General features: G+C 51.6%; 13 protein-coding genes. 5 read left to right on the top strand and 8 right to left on the bottom strand.

The window, feature by feature from the left end:
- The 7 genes from rplM to W01_RS13165 form a co-directional block, all read right to left on the bottom strand.
- On the bottom strand, positions 1–438 hold the full coding sequence (gene rplM, locus W01_RS13135) for a 50S ribosomal protein L13 (RefSeq protein ID WP_173055387.1): 438 nt from the start codon (positions 436–438) through the stop codon (positions 1–3).
- A 205-nt stretch (positions 439–643) separates the two neighbouring features.
- A complete protein-coding gene (gene purF / locus W01_RS13140) occupies positions 644–2,164 on the bottom strand; it encodes an amidophosphoribosyltransferase (RefSeq protein WP_173055389.1) in 1,521 nt (506 codons plus the stop codon).
- A 16-nt stretch (positions 2,165–2,180) separates the two neighbouring features.
- Complete coding sequence (locus W01_RS13145; protein WP_173055391.1) at positions 2,181–2,681, bottom strand: CvpA family protein; 501 nt, start codon at positions 2,679–2,681, stop codon at positions 2,181–2,183.
- Positions 2,682–2,683: 2 nt separating this feature from the next.
- Positions 2,684–3,295, bottom strand: coding sequence for an SPOR domain-containing protein (locus W01_RS13150; RefSeq protein ID WP_173055393.1), 612 nt, complete (start codon positions 3,293–3,295; stop codon positions 2,684–2,686).
- Positions 3,295–4,623 carry a bifunctional tetrahydrofolate synthase/dihydrofolate synthase gene (folC, locus tag W01_RS13155; protein ID WP_320416766.1) on the bottom strand — a complete coding sequence of 443 codons (1,329 nt, stop codon included), beginning with the start codon at positions 4,621–4,623 and terminating at the stop codon, positions 3,295–3,297. Before folC ends, W01_RS13150 begins: the two co-directional genes overlap by 1 nt.
- Positions 4,624–4,841: 218 nt before the next feature.
- Entirely contained in the window at positions 4,842–6,311 is a 1,470-nt protein-coding gene (locus W01_RS13160; RefSeq protein WP_173055397.1) for a protein adenylyltransferase SelO, read from the bottom strand.
- A gap of 99 nt (positions 6,312–6,410) precedes the next feature.
- Positions 6,411–6,959 carry a DUF2062 domain-containing protein gene (locus tag W01_RS13165; protein WP_173055399.1) on the bottom strand — a complete coding sequence of 183 codons (549 nt, stop codon included), beginning with the start codon at positions 6,957–6,959 and terminating at the stop codon, positions 6,411–6,413.
- Between the two features lie 97 nt (positions 6,960–7,056).
- Here W01_RS13165 and W01_RS13170 point away from each other — a divergent pair, with 97 nt between their 5' ends.
- From W01_RS13170 to W01_RS13185, 4 genes are all read left to right on the top strand, one after another.
- Positions 7,057–9,600 (top strand): cation-translocating P-type ATPase, encoded by a 2,544-nt coding sequence (locus tag W01_RS13170; protein WP_173055401.1) that lies wholly within the window; start codon positions 7,057–7,059, stop codon positions 9,598–9,600.
- Between the two features lie 7 nt (positions 9,601–9,607).
- Positions 9,608–12,049, top strand: coding sequence for a DNA internalization-related competence protein ComEC/Rec2 (locus W01_RS13175; RefSeq protein ID WP_173055403.1), 2,442 nt, complete (start codon positions 9,608–9,610; stop codon positions 12,047–12,049).
- 226 nt (positions 12,050–12,275) lie between these two features.
- Entirely contained in the window at positions 12,276–13,340 is a 1,065-nt protein-coding gene (locus W01_RS13180) for an IS4 family transposase (RefSeq protein ID WP_173055405.1), read from the top strand.
- 145 nt (positions 13,341–13,485) lie between these two features.
- Positions 13,486–14,370, top strand: a complete 885-nt coding sequence (locus W01_RS13185) for an NAD(P)-dependent oxidoreductase (protein WP_173055407.1) — start codon at positions 13,486–13,488, stop codon at positions 14,368–14,370.
- Between the two features lie 82 nt (positions 14,371–14,452).
- Here the strand turns inward: W01_RS13185 and W01_RS13190 are convergent, their stop codons facing one another.
- Positions 14,453–15,718: an Hsp70 family protein gene (locus W01_RS13190; RefSeq protein WP_173055409.1), complete on the bottom strand. Its 1,266-nt coding sequence runs from the start codon at positions 15,716–15,718 to the stop codon at positions 14,453–14,455.
- 447 nt (positions 15,719–16,165) lie between these two features.
- On the opposite strand from W01_RS13190, the gene W01_RS13195 reads away from it, so the two are divergent.
- Entirely contained in the window at positions 16,166–17,092 is a 927-nt protein-coding gene (locus tag W01_RS13195; RefSeq protein WP_173055411.1) for a hypothetical protein, read from the top strand.
- Positions 17,093–17,098: the final 6 nt, after the last annotated feature.

Below are 17,098 nucleotides of genomic sequence, written 5' to 3' on the forward strand. Positions count from 1 at the left end.
TTAAGCTTTCAATAGATCAATAGGTTTAGGTTGCTGCGCCGAATGCGGATGTTCAGCACCACCATAAATCTTAAGCTTGCGCAACATGGCATAGCCTAACGGACCTTTTGGCAGCATACCTTTGACCGCTTTTTGCAGCACGCGGTCTGGATGACGTTCCTGCAACTTCATAAAATTAGTTGTATAAATTCCGCCAGGATAACCAGTGTGACGGTGATAGACCTTGTCTTGCGCCTTGTTGCCGGTCACGCGCAGCTTTTCAGCATTGACCACGACAATAAAGTCGCCCGTATCCACGTGCGGTGTATATATCGCCTTATGTTTGCCGCGTAGACGGGCTGCAATTTGGCTAGCTAAACGACCTAAAATCTTGTCGGCAGCATCTACCAAATACCAGTCATGCTGGACTTCATGGGGCTTAGCTGAAAATGTTTTCATGACGCTTCCTAAAACAAAAAATAGTAAACTTCGAAGGGCGCGAATTTTATGTTAAAAGACTAGCCCCTGTCAAACAAATTCAATCCTCGATTTCAGTATCGAAGGAGAATTGTTATTTATATAGCATGCTCTTTCTGACACTTTGAGTTCAAGCAGATCGATCGTTGGGAAACTGATAATCTCAACCGCTTAACAGCAATTCTGATTACGGGTTGGCGACTAGATCAAGATCAAGCTGGCTGACATCCTCGTCCGTATTTACCTTGCCATTTTCACGCGCCGCTTCAATTGCATCGAGATACTCTGATGTGACATCTCCAGTGATGTAATCACCATCAAAGCATGAAGCGTCGAAGTACTGAATATCCTGGTTCGTCTTGCGTACTGCCGCTTTGAGGTCATCAAGATCCTGATAAACCAATCTGTCTGCACCGATTTCACGACAAATTTCCTCATCACTGCGGTCGGTGGCAATCAGCTCTTTGCGGCTCGGCATGTCTATGCCATACACATTAGGGAAACGCACCGGGGGAGCGGCGGAGGCGAAGTACACCTTGCGCGCTCCGGCATCACGCGCCATTTGAACAATTTCACGGCTCGTGGTACCGCGTACGATGGAATCATCTACCAACAGGACATTTTTACCCTTAAATTCCACGCTGATTGCATTTAGTTTCTGGCGCACCGATTTTTTCCGCATTGCCTGCCCCGGCATGATGAAGGTACGCCCTATATAACGATTTTTCACAAAACCTTCGCGAAATGAGATACCTAAACGATTAGCCAATTGCAAGGCACTAGGGCGGCTGGAATCAGGAATGGGGATAACAACATCAATATCATGTTGCTGCCATTCGCGAGTAATTTTGTCGGCCAGGTTTTCACCCATATTCAAGCGTGTCTCATATACGGAAATTCCATTAATCACCGAATCCGGACGCGCTAGATAAACATATTCAAAAATACATGGATTGAGTGTTGGATTTTCTGCACATTGCTGACTATGAAGATTCCCATCAAAGTCAACAAACACTGCTTCACCTGGTGCGATATCACGGAGAAACTTGAAGCCGAGCGTATCCAACGCTACGCTTTCCGAAGCAATCAAATATTCCGTGCCATTTTCAGTCTGATGACTACCCAATACCAGTGGCCGAATACCATAAACATCGCGAAACGCCAACAAGCCATAACCCGCAATCATCGCGACCACTGCATAAGCACCATGACAGCGACGATGCACCCCGGATACGGCGTCAAAGATATTCTTAATATCTAGGCGATAGCGCATTGTTGAATTAGCTTGTAATTCATGCGCAAGCACATTAAGCAGCACTTCAGAATCGGAATTGGTGTTGACATGACGCCTGTCTTCTAAAAACAATTCTTGCTGCAATTGCTCGGTATTGGTCAAATTACCGTTATGCCCAAGCACAATGCCAAATGGCGAATTGACATAAAATGGCTGTGCTTCATTGTGATCAATGGCGGAGCCCGCAGTAGGGTAGCGCACATGAGCTATGCCCGCATTGCCTCGCAGCGCTCGCATGTTACGCGTACGGAATACATCGCGTACCAGGCCATTACCCTTGTGCAAGTGAAAGGTATTTCCTTCAATAGTAGCAATACCGGCGGCATCCTGCCCGCGATGCTGCAGCACTAACAAGCCATCATATAGAACTTGATTAGCCAATGTTTGCGCAACAACGCCTAGAATGCCACACATGTTTTAACCCCAATATTCATTTTCTTAATCCAAAATGCACACGGCGCGCCACGCTATCTGGCAACCAGACCAGGCTAGCTAGGGCCATACTTTCTAATGGCTTACTTAACTTCGCCTCGCGCCAAAACGGCTTTTTCGGCAAATCAGTCAATCCCGCTAGCAGAACCAACATCAGCACTAACAGCATGCCACGTAACATGCCAAATAGACTGCCGAATAGGCCGTCTATCCAACCGAGGCCGGTCAACTTGATTAATTTCGATAACAACCATATCACGATACCGCTCACGATCAAGGTCGCCACAAACAGCAAGATAAAAGCAACCGTAACCTTGATCGCATCTATCCCCAGCTCTGCCGGCATTAACGCTGCCACATTAACTGCCTGCCAACGTGCCACCGCGTAAGCTGCCACCCAACCGAGTAGCGACAACACTTCATACACAAAACCTCGCCACCATCCCAGCAACACCGACCAAACGGCAATTATAAAAACAGTATAATCAAACCAGGTCATGCCTAATACGCTGGACTTACCGTCGGTTTCAGCCCTTGCGCCTCCAGCTTTTTATATACATTGTCTGCAGCTTCACGCGTGGCATAAGGGCCGGCACGTACGCGAATTTTGTTACCTATCTTCTCGGTATAAACCTTAATATTTTGTTCACTCAATTTTTTCTGCCATTGGTGCGCGGTATCGGCATTGGCAAATGCGCCAACCTGTACCACAAAGCCAGCGTGTGGCGTGATCTGCCTGTTCTCTATGTGAATATCCCCAACAGACTTAACTTCAGACTTGAGTGGAGCAAGCTTACTTTCAATCGCTTGTGATGCCGCGATGACCTGTTCTTTAATGACAGGCGGACTGGGCACAGCTGAAACAGGAGCAGCAACCGGTGAAGAAGCCGCAAGAACAGAGACAGACGGCATGTCCATCTTGGGCATGAACTCACCCACCTTATCTTTGTCCGGAATACGCAGCTCAATATCCTGGCCCCCTAGCTTGGGTTCGCTATCCAACACCATGGGCAGCAGCACCACAATTACGATGACAAGGGCTACTGCGCCAATCAACCGCCGTCTTGCTCGACGCTTCAGACTGACTTCATCATCCATGAGTTGCTTTGCCATCATGTGTCTCCGCGCAAATCAACGCGTAGCGCAGACTGCGCACGCATCACCTCTGCTACTGTATAGAATGAACCAAACGCTATAATTCTATCATTTTCAACGGCCTCATTACAGGCATGCTGTAGCGCATCTGTTACTGTGACAAACGTCAACACCGCACTTTCCACTCCCTCGGCATATAACACTCTGGACAATTCCGTGGCCGTTGCACCGCGCGGCGCGGCTATGCCAGCCACTAGCCAGACATCCACTTGCCCCTTGAGCGCACGCGCCACACTGGCCATATCCTTGTCCTTAAGCATGGCGAACACGGCGAAAGTCTTACGGCAAGGCGGCAAGTCGGCCAAATTTTGCGCCAACGAGCGTGCCGCTTGGGGATTGTGCGCCACATCTAAAATCAGCATCGGTCTGCCGGGCACAACCTGAAAACGACCTGGTAGCACTACCTCGACCAAGCCGCGTCGCACCGCTGCCATGCTCACCGGTAATTTATTCTTTAGCGTATCCAGCACCGCCAGTGCGGCGCTGGCATTGTGCAATTGAAATGCTCCACGCAAAGCAGGATAGGGCAAGGCGCTGCGAGTACCACTCACGCCATGATAATTCCACTGTTGCGCGCCTGCCGTGAAACTGAATTGCTCGTCCAGACACCACAGCTGCGCGCCGACATGCTGCGCCTGTGTGCGAATCGTAATAGGCACATTCCTATCTCCAAACACCGCCACTTTCCTAGCACGAAAAATTCCCGCCTTCTCAAATGCAATTTGTTCACGTGTATCACCGAGATACTCCATATGGTCCAAGTCTATGCTGGTAACTACCGCACAATCATGATCGAACACATTAACCGCATCCAGCCGTCCACCCAGGCCAACTTCCAGTATCGCCACCTCTACCGCTTGATCAATAAAACATTGCATCGCAGCCAGCGTGCCGAACTCGAAATAGGTTAATGAAATTTCTGATAATTCATCATTGCCCTGCAAGCTGGCATCCATGTTTTGCAAGGGTAGAGCAGCACGCGCCTGCTCTACTCGCTCGAATGCTGCACACAGCATCGCATCACTGGCCTGCCGCTGGCCGATGCGGACGCGTTCGTTGTAATCCAGCAAATGAGGCGAGGTGTAGCAGCCAACGCGATAACCCGCCGCGTGCAGTATGCTCTCGAGCATTGCACACACTGAACCTTTACCGTTAGTTCCCCCTACAACAATGACAGGAAAAGTTGGCTTGAGTCCCAGCCGCTGTTTAACTTTTGCAACGCGCTCAAGACCCAGATCAATGGCTTTAGGATGCTTGGTCTCAAGATAGGCGAGCCAGTCGCTCAATGCGCTATGCTCATCTAACATAGCGACCTAACTTTTGGTTTTTTTGCGGATTTGTATGGGAAATTTCTCATGCCGATATTACGTGTGAACAATTTTAGCCGCAGATATTCGTTATCAAACAATACGGAATTTCTACTCTATTGGACAAGCTTAAATTCCGACTAAATTTCATGGTGTTGCTTTGACAAGCCAAAAGCTGTACAGACAGCATTCATTCATCAGGATGAACAACTTACCACGACATGACGCGCCCAATCCGGTGCTGGCGCAGCATAATCTTCCATTTCTGGCTGCTCATCGAAGGGTCGGCTAAGCAATGCCAGCAAGCGATCTACTTCCGAAAAATCACGTTCCCGCTCCGCCAGGGCAATCGCACTTTGTGCCATGGAATTACGCAGAATATATTTAGGGTTGACCTTGTCCATGCGTATCTTTCGCTCCTTGTCCGTTCCCGGCTCACTTTGCAAGCGTGTACGATAAACGTCAGCCCATACGTCGAATGCCGCTCGATCGATGAATTGATCACGTAACTCGCTGTTTTTCTCATCCGGCGCGAATTTGAACAGACCTAAACTGCGAAACAGATTGGTGTAATCCAGCTGGCTTGCGCGCATCATTTCCAGCAGTGGGGTAACGAGAGAAGCATCTTCTTTACTGACGTTGGTTAGTCCCAGCTTCTTGCCCATCAATTCAGTATAGTATTTGAAGTATGTCGGTTCGTAATTTTCCAGGGCCGCTTGTGCTTCCTCCACCGCGATAATAGGCGTCAAAGCCTGCGCCAGACAAGCCAGATTCCACAGGCCGATTTGCGGCTGCTGATCAAAGGCGTAGCGTCCTCCATGGTCGGAGTGATTACAAATAAAACCCGGGTCGTAGGTTTCCATAAAGCCGAATGGGCCATAATCGAAAGTCAGTCCTAGGATCGACATGTTGTCCGTATTCATCACGCCATGTGCAAAACCGACAGCCTGCCATTTAGCCAACAGACTTGCGGTGCGCGTAATTACTTCATTCAAAAAACGCAAGTACTTGTCCGGCGCATCGCTGATATCCGGGAAATGCTTGGCAATAACATAATCAGCGAGCACGGCGATCGGCTCGTGCTGACCCCTATAGGCAAAAACCTCAAACGAACCGAAACGCACATGCGACGGTGATAAACGAGTAACCACAGCGGCGCTTTCGATAGTCTCACGGTACACCTCTGCATCGCTGCCCACAATGCACAAAGCACGAGAAGTAGGAATACCCAAGCCATGCATTGCTTCTGAACACAAATACTCACGAATGCTGGATCGCAGCACGGCACGCCCATCACCTTCGCGCGAAAACGGTGTGATACCGGCCCCTTTCAATTGAATATCCCAATACTCTCCATCGCTGTTTTTTATTTCACCAAGCAAAATTGCGCGTCCATCTCCCAGTTGCGGCACAAAGTAACCAAACTGGTGCCCGGCATAGAGCATCGATAACGGCTCGCTGCCGGGCAACAAACGATTGCCGATAAAATACTCGACGAAATCCGCGCGCTCAACTTCGGTTACATCCAGATTAATTAATTCGGCAGCACTCGCATTAAAACTAACCAAATAGGAATTGGGCAACGGCGTAGGATTCAGGCGACTATGAAAAATATCTGGCAGCCGAGAAAAAGTATTATCAAAATTCAATTGGTCAAGTTTTTTCATCACAATCTTTTTTATCTTAGTCAATAAGTCCGACTTGCCGAAATCCATACCAGGTTATAAAAAAATTGAGCACCGTGGCATATGCGCCACTCTTGAAAATCATCGCCGCCGTGATGAACGCTTACGCCACTCCCATACCACAAGCGCACGCCACAACATGCGCACACTAAAATAACCCACAATAGCAAAACTTAACGCCAACAGCGGCAAGCCGGCAGCGAGAGGTCTGCCCAATGACACAATCCAATCCAGCATGACGGCAGGCCAGTTAACCCAAGTCATTTCCGGTAGGGAAAAACTCACGGGCGACTGGCCGTTATGATGCCCGGTAACAAATACACCAAGCTGATATGCCAGCGCATACAAAGGCACGATGGTAAATGGATTGGTGTACAGCGTAGTGACCACAGCCACCGGCAAATTAACGCGGAACAGCACTGCCAGCAAAGTTGCGCCAATCATTTGAAGCGGACCAGGAATCAGCCCGGTAAACAGCCCGACGGCTACGCCGCCCGACACTGAATGGCGGTTAAGATGCCATAGGTTGGGATGATGTAGCCAGCCACCAAACCAACGCGCCCAACGGCTTTGTTTGAATGTTTCATGGCTGGGCAGGAGTTTTCTAAAATATTTTTTCGGCACGAGCATTCGTTGAATAAGGCAAAATCGTTACTGAGCAAAATCAGTAATAGTAGATTACCTGATTATATTTGATATACCAGCCCTCTTTGGGAAGTTTGCACAGATGAGCCAGAAAATACCCGATCCAACTGATATGAGTGGCCTGTCGTATGCCGAAGCACATCGGCGACTGCAAGCTGAAGGTAAGAATGAATTGCCCGCAGCCAGGAGTCGCAACATCCCGGCGATTGCACTAGAAGCGGTACGCGAGCCAATGTTCTTGCTGTTATTGGTGGCTGGAGTGATTTATCTGCTGTTGGGCGATGTCAGCGATGCACTGATGTTGCTGGGCTTTGTGTGCATGGTGATAGGGATCACCATTTATCAGAAGCTCAGGACGGAACGTGTGTTGGAGGCATTACGCGACATCAGCAGCCCGCGCGCGCTAGTGGTGCGTGAAGGTGTTGCGCAACGCATCGCCGGGCATGAAGTGGTGTGTGGCGATATTCTGATTCTGGCCGAAGGTGACCGGGTCTCGGCGGACGCGGCACTGATTTCCTGCAATGATTTTGCGACGGATGAATCAATGCTCACAGGCGAATCGGTGCCGGTTCGCAAGATCGGTCAACCTGATGCCTTCAAGCTGCATCCGCCCGGCGGCGATAATTTGCCGTTTGTATATTCCGGCACGCTGGTGGTGCAAGGACGCGGCACCGCGCGTGTGCTGGCGACCGGACCACACACCGAACTTGGCAAGATCGGCAAGGCATTACAGGTCTTGGATGACGAAACCACGCCGTTACAAAAAGAGATCAACAGACTGGTGCGCAACCTCGCCATTGTCGGCGTCCTGTTAAGCTTGCTATTGATAATAGCCTACGGCCTTAGCCGTGGTGATTGGCTTAACGGCTTTCTGGCTGGCATAACGCTGGCGATGTCAATCTTGCCGGAGGAATATCCATTTGTGTTGATCGTGTTCATGGCGATGGGGGCATGGCGCATTTCACGCCATCAGGTATTGACCCGCCGCATGCCCACGGTGGAAACGCTAGGCTCGGCCACTGTGCTGTGTGTGGACAAAACCGGCACACTCACGCTCAATCAAATGACAGTACAGCAATTAATCGCTGGCGATGCATCGTTCGTAGTGACTGCATCGCGCACTCCACTACCCGAGACATTTCATGAGTTGGTCGAGTTCAGTATTTTGGCGAGTAAAACCGATCCCTTTGACCCAATGGAAAAAGCCTTTCACAGGCTCGGCGAATATTATCTGACTGACACAGAACACCTACACCGTGATTGGGCGCTGGTGCATGAATATTCATTGTCGCCGGAGCTGCTCGCACTCTCGCACGTATGGCGGGCAAGCGACCGCAATGAATATGTAGTGGCAACCAAAGGCGCGCCGGAAGCAGTAGCCGATTTGTGTCATCTGGATGAGCATCAATTATCTAAACTCTCTACTCAAGTAAATATACTCGCTGCACAAGGTATGCGCGTATTGGGAGTAGCCAAGGCCAGCTATCGCGGTCGTGAATGGCCAGATGTCCAGCATGATTTCGAGTTCGAATTTATCGGCCTGATCGGGTTGGCTGATCCAGTCCGCCCTACCGTTGCAGCGGCGGTCAAAGACTGCACTGCGGCAGGCATTCGTGTAGTAATGATTACCGGCGATTATCCCGCTACCGCCGCCGCAATTGCCCAACAAATCTGCCTGCCCGGTGGATGCGACAACATTATTAGTGGTACGGAACTTAATAAAATGGATGATGCAACATTGCGCGAACGCATCCGTCACAACAATATTTTCGCGCGCATGGTACCAGAGCAAAAACTGCGACTGGTAAACGCGCTCAAGGCAAACGGCGATATAGTGGCAATGACCGGTGACGGAGTAAACGACGCTCCCGCGTTAAAAGCGGCGCACATCGGCATCGCCATGGGTGGGCGTGGCACCGATGTGGCACGCGAAGCAGCCGCACTGGTATTGCTGGATGATGATTTTGCTTCAATCGTGCGCGCCGTGCGTATCGGGCGCAGTATTTTCGATAACCTGCGCAAAGCGATGGCGTATATTTTTGCGGTACACATACCCATCGCCGGCTTGTCGTTGATTCCATTGTTACTGGGCTGGCCAACGGTATTCGTTCCGGTTCATATCGTGTTTATGGAAATGATCATCAACCCGGCCTGCTCCATCGCCTTCGAAGCGGAACCGGCAGAGCACAATGTCATGCGGCGCCCGCCACGCAGCCCACGGGAGCATCTGTTCGGGAGACAGGTCATCCTGCTTAGCCTGTTGCAGGGTACGGTGCTGTTGCTGACCACACTCATAGTACTGGGCTATGCGCTGCATCATGGCGCAGCGGAAGAAGAAGCCCGCGCACTGACTTTTTCCACACTCGTCATCGGTAATATTGGGCTAATTTTGGTCAACCGTTCCTGGCAATTTAACATTTTCAGTTCGCTCAACAACAGCAATTCTGCCCTGTGGTGGGTGGTGGGCGGTGCACTTTCCTTCCTTCTGCTGACCCTGCATTTACCCTTTTTACGCGGTATATTTCACTTCGCCCCTCTCACCCCCTCTCAACTCGCGCTGAGTTTTGCTGCCGGTCTGTGCAGCGTGCTCTGGTTCGAATTGTTCAAGCTCATTCGGCGGCACTAGGCAAGCCATGCGCTATGCCGTTTTATTTTTTGCACTTGGCGTATGGCTGTTGCAACAACAGGCAGTACTTCCCAATTTCGCTTGGAGTGGACTGACTTTATTGCTCGCTGGTATTTTGCTACTACCACGTAGGACTCTTTTGCAGCGCAAAGCATACCCCGCTCTTCTTGCAACATTTGCCTGTACCTTTGGTTTTTTCTACGCAGCATTTTTTGCCCAACAACGTTTATCCGATGCCCTACCTGCCGAATGGCAGGGCAAAGATATTCAAATCATAGGCGTGGTAGCAAAGCTTCCCACACAGCATGAACACGGACTTCGTTTTGTATTTGATGTGGAACAGGTACTCACCCCCAATGCCATTGTTCCGCCACGCATCCTGCTTGCCAGTTACGATGGTATACGGGAAGAGCCTCTTGACATCCACGCCGGTGAACGCTGGCGGCTCACAGTACGCTTGAAGCAGCCGCACGGCAGCAGTAATCCTCACGATTTTGATTTTGAAGCATGGATGCTGGAAAACAAGCTGCGCGCCAATGGTTATATTCATCGAAAGCAAGATAACGTGCGACTGGATGCGTTAGTGCAATCGCCGGATTACTATATCCAGAGCCTACGCGAAAAAGTACGTGATCATATTCAGAAAACGTTAAACCCATTCCCCAATCAGCTTCATCCATTACGAATTCCACACACCACAAGCGGGAAAGAAGTTCTCGATAGCGATGAAATGAGTGTCATCGAAAAAAATAATTACGTCGGCGTTTTAACCGCGCTTGCCATCGGCGACCAGGCCGGCATTCCAGCCACGCAGTGGCAGGTTTTCACGCGCACTGGGGTTAATCATTTAATGAGTATTTCAGGTCTGCACATCACCATGCTGTCCGGTCTGGCGTTTGCTGCAAGCTATTGGTTATGGCGGCGCAGTGCGCGCCTCACGCGCGCGTTACCGGCACGCAAAGCTGCTGCACTCATCGGCCTGCTGGTGGCACTCGGCTATGCGCTACTGGCGGGTTATGGTGTGCCGGCGCAACGCACGGTATATATGCTGGCGACGATTGCCTCCGTGTTATGGCTCTCACGCACTGTCGCACCGTCGCAAATTCTTGCCGCCGCCTTGCTCGTGGTATTGCTGCTCGACCCATGGGCAGTGCTGTCGCCGGGATTCTGGCTCTCTTTCGGTGCGGTGGCATTAATTTTTTATGTAACGGCGCACCGTTTGCGCCCCCCGCACTGGTTAGTAACCTATGGTCGCGTACAGTGGGCTATGAGCATTGGGCTGATTCCGCCGCTGTTGGCAATGTTCCAGCAAGTTTCACTGGTGTCGCCCATCGCTAATGCTTTTGCCATTCCATTGGTCAGCTTCGTGGTAGTGCCGCTCACCCTGCTGGGCGCTATGCTTCCCTTCGAGTGGCCGCTGTGGCTGGCACATCAGGCCATGGGAGTGTGCGTCAACCTGCTGGAATGGCTGAATAGTCTGCCAGAGGTGGTATGGACACAGCATGCACCACCCACATGGAGCATAGTCATCGGTATGTTTGGTGTGTTATGGATGTTATTACCGCGTGGATTTCCTGCACGCTGGCTGGGGCTGATCGCCCTGCTACCGATGTTTCTGGTACTGCCCGCAGTACCGCCAGAAGGTACGTTACACCTGGTAATTTTTGATGTCGGACAAGGCTTGGCGGTAGCCGCACAGACACACAACCATGCACTACTGTATGACACCGGTCCCAATTTTAATAGCGAGGCCAACAGTGGCAACCGTATTCTCATCCCGGCGCTGCGCGGCATGGGCATCTCTCATCTCGACGGCCTGATTCTTACCCATGATGACAACGATCATACCGGCGGCGCATTATCTATTTTGCAAGGGTTGCCAGTAGGTTGGCTCTCATCCTCTCTCGCAGCAAACCATCCCCTGTTGCAACACGCTTCAAACACCCAACGCTGCATAGATGGGCAAACCTGGGAATGGGACGGAGTGCACTTTGAAGTGCTATACCCGACAGCGGAAAGTTATGCGGAAGAAAAAATCCGCGACAATAACCGCAGCTGTGTATTGAAAATCAGCACGGGCAAAAACAGCGTGTTGCTTGCCGCTGACATTGAAAAAGATTCCGAATGGCGGTTATTGAAACAACATGAGGAAGAGCTCCCCGCCACGATTTTAGTGGTGCCACACCATGGCAGCAAGACCTCGTCGGTGAATGCTTTTATAGCGGCCGTACATCCACGCTATGCTGTATTCACTGTGGGTTACCGCAATCGCTTTGGCCATCCCAAGGAAGAAATCGTCGAGCGTTACCGCGCGATTGGCAGCGAACTATTGCGCTCAGACAAGGACGGCGCAATTATGGTGAAAATGGATACGCAGAATGTTAGTGTGGAGCGATATCGCAAAAGCCACGCACGTTATTGGCAACAAGCAGTTGATGATGCACTTTAAATGAAAAAGATTTGGCATCGAGCGCTTGGTAAAAGAATGGTGTTGTTTACAAAAAAATATCAATGGGATTAGACTTAATAGATGAATCGAGTCCGACCCTGAGGTCTCCCCACAAAACCCCGTTGCATTTCAATAAACTAGGGCGTACTGTCCGCACCAAAACAGCACATGCATGGCAGGTTTATTGTCTCTTTCGTAGTGACCAAACTGCGAAGGAAAACCCGCCATGCATGCGATCACAACCTTACACCGCATTCTTTCCACAAGCTTCCCAGTAATTCACGCAAAACGCTTAGCCAGTTTACTGGCTGCTGTCGAGGCGGTGGTAACGGGTAGTCGGCTGACGTTAAGCGATATGGGGCGCGGGCTGACCGGCTCGGTCGCCGTCAAGCACAACATCAAACGCATTGACCGGCTGCTCGGCAACAATTTGCTGCACACTGAAATATTCAAGTTGTATGAGGCACTTGTCCGGCAGTGCTTGAACGGAATATCGATGCCGCTGATCATCATCGACTGGTCAGATTTAACGCCTGATCGACAATGGCAATTGTTGCGCGCTTCGGTTGCTGTTGAAGGCCGTAGCATAACCCTGTATGAGCAGCTGTACCCCCAATCGCAGGCAACATCACCGCGCGTGCATCAGGCGTTTCTTACGCAACTCGCCACCATGCTGCCGACAGGTTGTGTCCCCATTCTGATTACCGATGCCGGTTTTCGTGGTGCGTGGTTCAGATTGGTCAACCGCATGGGCTGGTATTGGATCGGTCGTATTCGTAACCGCGACATGGTCAGTCCGGCAGATGTTGATACGTGGGCTGGCTGCAAAACACTCTATCCATTTGCTACAGCAAAAGCGAGGTCACTCGGTCAATTCAACTATGTACGAAATCATCCTGTGCCATGCCGTCTGGTGTTGATCAAACACGCAAATCAAAAGCGCCACAAGAAGAGTCGCCTGGGTAAGCTGGACCATTCGAGCCGTAGCCTGAAGAATGCCCGCGCGCAACGCGAACCATGGCTGTTGGCAGTCAGCCCAAAACTTGATCACTTGAGTGCTCAAGCTGTCGTGGCCGTGTACGCCCAACGGATGCAGATTGAGGAGTCATTCCGCGATTTGAAGAGCGATCATTTCGGCTTGGGATTCTCCGCCAGCCGATCCACGCAGAAAAACCGATTGGGTGTGTTACTGCTGGTCGCATGTCTTGCCTCGTTCGTACTGCGCTTGATTGATGAGGTGGGTAAAGCGCGACAGTTGGAGTTAAAATTCCTTGATGATAAAAGCGGGTAATAATGTGGCCCAGGTGCGGCGAGTAGACCAAAAAATTCCTATTTGAAACAATAGGGTACTGCGACAGCTTTTCTATTTAAGCTTCTCGCCAAAATGATTGCAATGCTGTAGCCTGTTTTTTCTGATTTTTGAACTGCGAGACCTTATGAAACCCAATATCGGTTACATCGGCTTGGGCGTGATGGGACATGCCTGCGCCAATAACTTGCTCAAAGCGGATTATCCGCTGTGGGTGTATGCGCGTCGCTCCGAACAAATGCAGCAATTGGTGCAGGCCGGTGCGCAGGCATGCAACACCCCGCAAGCACTGGCAAAACATTGCGACCTGATCTTTACCAATGTCTCCGATACCGAAGATGTACGGGAAGTTATCCTCGGCGAACAGGGCATCATTCACGGCGCACAAACCGGCAGCACGGTAATCGACATGAGCACCATCTCACCTTCAGTCACCCGTCAAATAGCATCAGCGCTGGCGCAGAAAAAAATTAACATGCTTGATGCACCGGTTTCGGGTGGCAGCCAGGGAGCTATCGATGGCACGCTCTCCATCATGGTGGGTGGTAAGGCCGATGTATTTCAGCAAGCATTGGTTGTGCTGCAAGTGATGGGAAAAAACATTGTTCATATCGGCGATCATGGTGCCGGGCAAGTGAGCAAAGCGTGCAATCAGGTTGTGATAACACAAACGCTCGCCGCGATTGCTGAAGCCTTTACGCTGGCTGTTGCGTCCGGTGCGGATCCTGCAAAAGTAAGGCAAGCTTTGCTGGGAGGATCTGCAGGCAGCCGAATACTTGAAGTGCAGGGACAACGCATGCTTACGCATAATTTCACGCTTGGTTTCAAAGCCAAGCTGCATCAGAAAGACCTGTGCATCGTGCGGCAATTTGCAGATGAACTGGCTATTGAATTGCCGGGCACCAGGATGGCGACTATTTATATCAATGCCCTTGTTGAGGCGGGAATGGGTGAAGAGGATTCATCTGCCATCGTTACTCTGTTTGAACAGAGGTTGGGTAAGAGATTTTAAAACGTTTTTTTGATGGATCTTCTTACAGAATTTTCAAAGCGCGAGTAGTGATGTGTGGGTTGGACTACGAATTTCCGCGTTATCAGCCGAAGCGCCGTTTTGCCTCTACCGCAAGACCGGCGCCAACGCTGCCGCACAAGTCGCCTTCCATACGCCGGGCCATAGGTAAGATTGCGGCAATGCGTTCGCGCAGCATGGGTACGCCGCTGGCACCGCCGGTGAAAAATATCGTATCCACCGCCTCGCTACGCACGCCAGCCTTTGCCAGCAAGGTGCTCAGAGTGTTGCCGATCTGTTCTACCAGCTCCGCCGACGCTTTTTCAAACTCAATGCGGGTCAGCGTGTGGCGCATGCCGGGTGCGAGTCTATCCAAATGTAGGGCTGCGCTATTGCCGGCGGACAGGGTGATCTTGGCTTCCTCCACCTGCACGGCCAACCAATGGCCGGCGCGGTCGCGGATCAGCTTGAGCAGGCGGTCCATGGCTTCAGGCGCCTGGGTGTTCAGGTACAGCTCCTGTAGTTCGGCCCAAGTGCGGCTGGTATAGACCTGGTTGATGGTGTGCCAGGTGGCAAGATTCATGTAGTAGCTGGAGGGCATGGTCAGGCCGCGCTTGAGCAGGCTGCCATAGCCCAGCAGGGGCATCACGCCTTCCAGGCTCAGCTGTCGGTCGAAGTTGGTGCCGCCGATGTGCACACCACTATTGGCCAACAGATCGTCGCGCCTGTCGGCTGCCAGTGCGCGTTGCGGCGAGAGCCGGATCAGGGAGAAATCGGAGGTGCCGCCGCCGATGTCAGCGATCAGCACCAGTTCCTCGTGGTTAATCTGGCGTTCGTAGTGATAGGCTGCGGCGATGGGCTCGTACTGAAAGTTCACCTCGCGGAAACCGGCGGTGCGGGCGATGGCTTCCAGCGTCACCTCAGCTTTATCGTCGGCCGCCGTATCGTCATCCACAAAAAACACTGGCCGACCAAACACGGCCTGGCCGAAAGAGCGGTCCGCCGCCGTTTCGGCGCGGTGCTTGAGTTCGGTGATGAATTGAGTCAGTAATTCCTTGTAGGGCAGCGAGCGGCCCTGGATTTCGGTTTTGCCTTCCATCAGGCTGCTGCCGAGGAGGCTCTTTAAGGCGCGCATCAAGCGGCCTTCGTAGCCATCCAGATATTCCTTGAGGCCGGCCTGGCCGACGCTTACGGTGTTTTCTTCGGCATTGAAAAAAACTACGGAGGGCAAGGTGGGCTTGCCGTTTTCCAGTGCCAGCAGGGTAGGCTGGCCGGGACGCAGCCAGCCTACGGTGGAGTTGGACGTACCGAAATCGATGCCGCAGGTGCGGGCGGGAGTTTCAACAGACATGGCAGGAGAGGGGTAAACCGAACCGATAGAAAATGGAGCGCGATGCTACCGCCCGCGCAGAAAAATGTCGAATGATAGCCAGAAATGGGCATTCAAAATTCTGCCCCAAAATGACAGCAGGGACCGATGATCTGCCCGTAATGACAAGAATGCCAACTGTCGTTTCATCAAGAGATCAATGCTACGTTTTCTGACAGGGGTGATTGGTTACGGACGCGGACCTGATAATGTACCGTTTTAAGTTTAACAAAACGGAGGTGTCTATTTCCTCCAGCCTACCTCATTGACAGGAGAGCGGTGGCTCATGGATACTTTAACTCCTGCGTTTGAAATTCCTATTCTTAATTCCTAGGCAAATAAGCGCGTGCATCCATTTTAAGAACATGTGGGTTTTGTTTTTTGGTTCAGAAACGAAGTGAACAAAAACATCTTCAAAAAGGACGCACTATGGAAAGTTTTAGCGCAGTACCCCGGATGTCCTGTTTTATTGCACCGCTTGTTGTTCTGTTTGCCGGCCTGTTGTCCGGCAATGCCGTTGCCGCCTGGTCAACCAACCCGGCGGTCAACAATGCGGTATCCACGGCCGCGAATCACCAATCTTATCCAATCATAATAAGCGACGGCAGCGGCGGGGCGATTATCACCTGGCAGGATGCTCGCAGCGGCACTAATGACATCTATGCCCAGCGGATAAACGCGAGCGGAGTGGTGCAATGGACCGCAGACGGAGTCGCGATATCCACGGCCGCAGAAGACCAAGTAAATTCAACCCTAACAAGCGACGGCAGCGGCGGAGCGATTATCACCTGGCAGGATAGTCGCAACTTTGGCCCTATCCCCTTTACTGGTCCTCGCATCGGCAGTACTGACATCTATGCCCAGCGGATAAACGCGAGCGGGGTGGTGCAATGGGCCGCAGACGGAATCGCGATATCCACGGCCGCAAATCACCAATCTGATCCAACTCTAATAAGTGACGGCAGCGGCGGGGCGATTATCACCTGGCAGGATGCTCGCAGCGGCACTAATGACATCTATGCCCAGCGGATAAACGCGAGCGGAGTGGTGCAATGGACCGCAGACGGAGTCGGAATATCCAAGGCCGCAAATGACCAATTTAGTCCAGACATAACAAGCGACGGCAGCGGCGGGGCGATTATCACCTGGTGGGATTTTCGCAGCGGCGCAAATTGGGACATCTATGCTCAGCGGATAGGCGCGAGCGGAGTAGTGCAGTGGGCCGCAGACGGAGTCGCGATATCCACGGCCTCAGATGACCAATCAAATCCAACCATAACAAGTGACGGCAGCGGCGGGGCGATTATCACCTGGCAGGATTTTCGCAGCGGCACAAATCAGGACATCTATGCCTAGCGGATA

It is taken from the genome of Candidatus Nitrotoga sp. AM1P, assembly GCF_013168275.1.
Lineage (GTDB): Bacteria > Pseudomonadota > Gammaproteobacteria > Burkholderiales > Gallionellaceae > Nitrotoga.